Consider the following 3,257-nt stretch of genomic DNA (forward strand, 5'->3'; position numbering starts at 1 on the left):
ATCATAGGTCGCATGGAGCGCCGCGCGCGGTGCAGCAACGGCACAACCACGCCATGCGCGTCATGCACGAAAATTCAATTAACGGATTTTTCGGCTAAGGAAGAAACCGCGGGATCAGCGGTAGTCCTTCGGGTCGAGCGCTGCATCGTAGGTGGCGCGGTCGATGGGAATCCAGTCTGTGCCGTTGATGCCGCGCCGATTGTGGGAGGTCGGGGACTGCGGGTAGGCGGAGGCCACCTTGATCCAGCGCTGCTGCTCTTGCGCAATGTGGCGAACCTCGTCGGCTGCCTCGGACAGATCCTGGTCCTGGCTGAACACGATCGCCACGTCGTAGCGGCCGTGGTGCGCCAGGCGAATAATGTCGATGGCGATGCGGACGTCGATGCCCTTTTCCTCGCCAGCGCGCACGGTATGGGACGAACCGTCCGGCAGTTTCACCGTCTGGTTCCGGTATCGAAGGGGTCGACTGAAGACGACGATTTTCTTGTGGCGCATGTCGCGCATCTTGCCGCTCCAGTACCTGTGCCAGAAGGCGTTGTCGCGCAGCTCCGGCACGCCCGTGTAGAAGCGTGTCTCCTCGAGCTGCCAGCCTCGCTGTATGCAGACGGCCGTCGAGAGGGCCAGCACGTCGAAATTCGGATGCGTATAGCCAAATCCGATGCGTGCGGCGTGGTAGAGATTCTGGCCGTCGATGAAGACGACGGCGCGTTTTAGTGCTGGCTCTGTGAGCACTCCGGCCCCCACGGAAGCAATAACCCCGCCCGGGGCCGGTTGCCCGGCAGCGGACGGGGAGTAAGTTCACCCATAATGTACCCCATTTTGTCAGACGGTGTCAACATCGAAAGGAGGGGTGATGCGCCGGCCCCGGGGGTGGGTCTCGAGGTGCACCCGGCGCAACTCCTGGCGCGAGATGCGGGTGTAGGTCTGGGTGCTCTGCGGAACGACGTGCCCCATCAGCTTCTGTACAGCGCGGAAGTCGGCACCGGCCTCAAGCAAGTGAGTTGCGCATGCGTGGCGCAGCCCGTGCGTGCTGATGTGCTCGAGCTTTGCCCGTCGCGCCGTGCTGGTCACCATCAGGTAGATGCTCTCGGCGCGATACCGCATGCCGCGCAGCGAGAGGAACAGGGCCTGCTCGTGCATGTTCGGCTGCTCGATGTGCGGGTGCTTGCGCTGCCACCGCGGCTCGAAGCCGCTGCGCAGAAGCGCTCCACGGGCTTCGTTCAGGTAGCGGTCGAGCAATGCCGCCAAACTCTCTCCAACGGGCACCAGGCGGTCCACGCTGCCCTTCCCGTGGATGTGCAGCGTGCGCCGGTCGAAGTCGAGATCAGCCAGGTCGAGTAGCTCGCACTCCAGCCGCCGGATGCCGGTCGAGTAGAGCGTCTCGAGCACCGCACGGTCACGCAGGCCGCTCGGCGTGCTGTCGTCCGGCGTGGCGAGCAACTGGGCCACCTCGTCGCGCGGCAGCGGCCGGCACCGAGTCGCGCTGGGCACGCGGGCCAGCAGCAGATGCTCGGCCGGATTGATGAGTAGCCGCTCACGCTTCGTCGCCCACGTGAACATGGCGCGCACAGAACGCAGCGCCATATCAACCGTGTGCTCGCTGTAGAGCTCTCCGTTCACGCGTGGCGCCCAGCACATGTGCTGGCGAAATCGCTCGAGGTGCGTGGACGTGAACGCGGCCGGCGACACGATCGCCTCGTGCTCGCAGAATTCGAGGAAGCGCTGGAGCCAGAGGCCGTAGGCGGCAACGGTGAAACGCGAGCGCCCGAGCGAGCGCAGGTGATCGAGGTAGAGGCCACGCAGCTCCGGCCAGGTGGCCATCAGGCGCTCCTCTGCTCGCGCGGGTGGCAGCGCCGATGCACCTCGTGCAGATCGTCGATCATCACGTGGGTGTACCGGATGGTACTCTCCGCGGACACATGCCCTAATAATTCCTGGATGTGCCGCACGCTGGCCCCATTTTCGAGCATATGGCTCGCGCAACAATGCCTCAAGACATGCGGCGTGATCCGCTTCACGCCAGCCTTCTCCGCCGCACGGGTCACGACCAGCGCCGCGGTCTCGCGCGTCAGGGGCCGCCCGCGCCAGGTCACGAAGAGACGCGGCTCATCGTCAGACGTCAGCTGCGGCCGTGCACGCCGCAGGTACATCGCGAGCCACAGCGCCGCTTCCTCGCCCACCGGCACCACGCGCTGCCGGCTGCCCTTGCCGCCTAGCACGCGCACCTCGTGCGCTTCGAAATCGATGTCGGCGCAGTGCAGATCGCACAACTCGCTGTTGCGCAGCGCCGTCGAGTAGAAGAGCTCGAGCACCGCGCGGTCGCGCATGCCGATCGCGGTGCTCACGTCGGTGGCCTCGAGCAGGCTCGTGACTTCGTCCTGCGTCAGGATTGGCCGCGGCAACAGCTTTGGCACGCGCGGCAGCTCCACGTCGAGGCCGGGGTCGAGCAGCACGAACTGCTCGTGCGCGAGGAAGCGACAAAACGCCTTGGCGCCGGTCAGGCGCGCGGCCACGGTGCGCGGCTTCAGATTGCGACCGCGGGTCTGCTGGTTGAAGAGCCAGCCGCGGTACGCCTCCATGGCGTCGCGCGTGATGGCGTTGGGCGCCTTGATGCCGCGCTCGTCGAGAAAATCGAACAGATGACGCAGCTCACCGGTGTAGGCCTGAATGGTGCGCGGGCTCCAGTTGCGCACCTCCATGTACTCGCGAAAACGGCTCCGCCACAGCTTCAGATTCATTCGTGCATGCCCTCTCCCCAAAATGCCAACGCCGATCCACCCGATACAAGAAATGTATCCGGCTTAGAAATCCGATTTAATTGTCGTCGTTCACAGGTCACGGTTGCCTGGCTTCTCCTTAGTCGATCCGGGTAAGTCGAAATCGTCTGGGTCTGCTGCTGATCCACACGCGTAGAGAGTGGCTCCAAGAGATTTTCCGCAAAGTGGCGAAGTGCGTCTCAGGGTGATTCGATGCTTGTAGCGGCGCCGTTTCACTTCGCCCGCGAAGTTGCGCGAAGTGAGGGCGAAGTCAACTGCTCGGGGCGAGCAACGCCTCGAGCTGGGCCGGCGTGGTCAGCTCGCTCAGCGGCAGCGCGTCACCGCCACCGCCGCCGGCCAGGCGGTACTGGTAGGTCTGCCCCTGCGTGCCTTTGAGGATCATCGCGTACTCCATGTCCACCAGCTCCTGCAGCGCGTCGCGCACACGGTGGTCGTGCCAGCCGCTGTACTGGCGCACCTCGCGCCGCGTGAAGTGCACCA

Annotated in this window: 4 protein-coding genes; all 4 read right to left on the reverse strand. The window is 64.9% G+C overall.

The genetic code is table 11. From position 1 onward, the window contains the following. Positions 1 to 114: 114 nt before the first annotated feature. The gene (locus PSV05_RS06325; RefSeq protein WP_300063199.1) at positions 115 to 732 is read right to left on the reverse strand and encodes an NYN domain-containing protein; all 618 of its coding nucleotides are present in this window, start codon (positions 730 to 732) and stop codon (positions 115 to 117) included. Between the two features lie 90 nt (positions 733 to 822). Further along, positions 823 to 1,821: a tyrosine-type recombinase/integrase gene (locus PSV05_RS06330; RefSeq protein WP_300063202.1), complete on the reverse strand. Its 999-nt coding sequence runs from the start codon at positions 1,819 to 1,821 to the stop codon at positions 823 to 825. Further along, positions 1,821 to 2,738 carry a tyrosine-type recombinase/integrase gene (locus tag PSV05_RS06335; protein WP_300063205.1) on the reverse strand — a complete coding sequence of 306 codons (918 nt, stop codon included), beginning with the start codon at positions 2,736 to 2,738 and terminating at the stop codon, positions 1,821 to 1,823. The genes PSV05_RS06330 and PSV05_RS06335 overlap by 1 nt, the downstream gene beginning before the upstream one ends. A 289-nt stretch (positions 2,739 to 3,027) precedes the next feature. Next, positions 3,028 to 3,257, reverse strand: a 230-nt coding sequence (locus PSV05_RS06340) for a hypothetical protein (protein ID WP_300063208.1), incomplete at its 5' end; no start/stop codon positions are given.

The organism is Thermomonas sp. (genome assembly GCF_029945965.1).
Classification (GTDB): domain Bacteria; phylum Pseudomonadota; class Gammaproteobacteria; order Xanthomonadales; family Xanthomonadaceae; genus Thermomonas.

Coding starts and splice junctions, on each gene's coding strand:
- PSV05_RS06335 (WP_300063205.1), bottom strand. CDS start 2,738: ATGAATCTGAAGCTGTGGCGGAGCCGTTTTCGCGAGTACATGGAGGTG.
- PSV05_RS06330 (WP_300063202.1), bottom strand. CDS start 1,821: ATGGCCACCTGGCCGGAGCTGCGTGGCCTCTACCTCGATCACCTGCGC.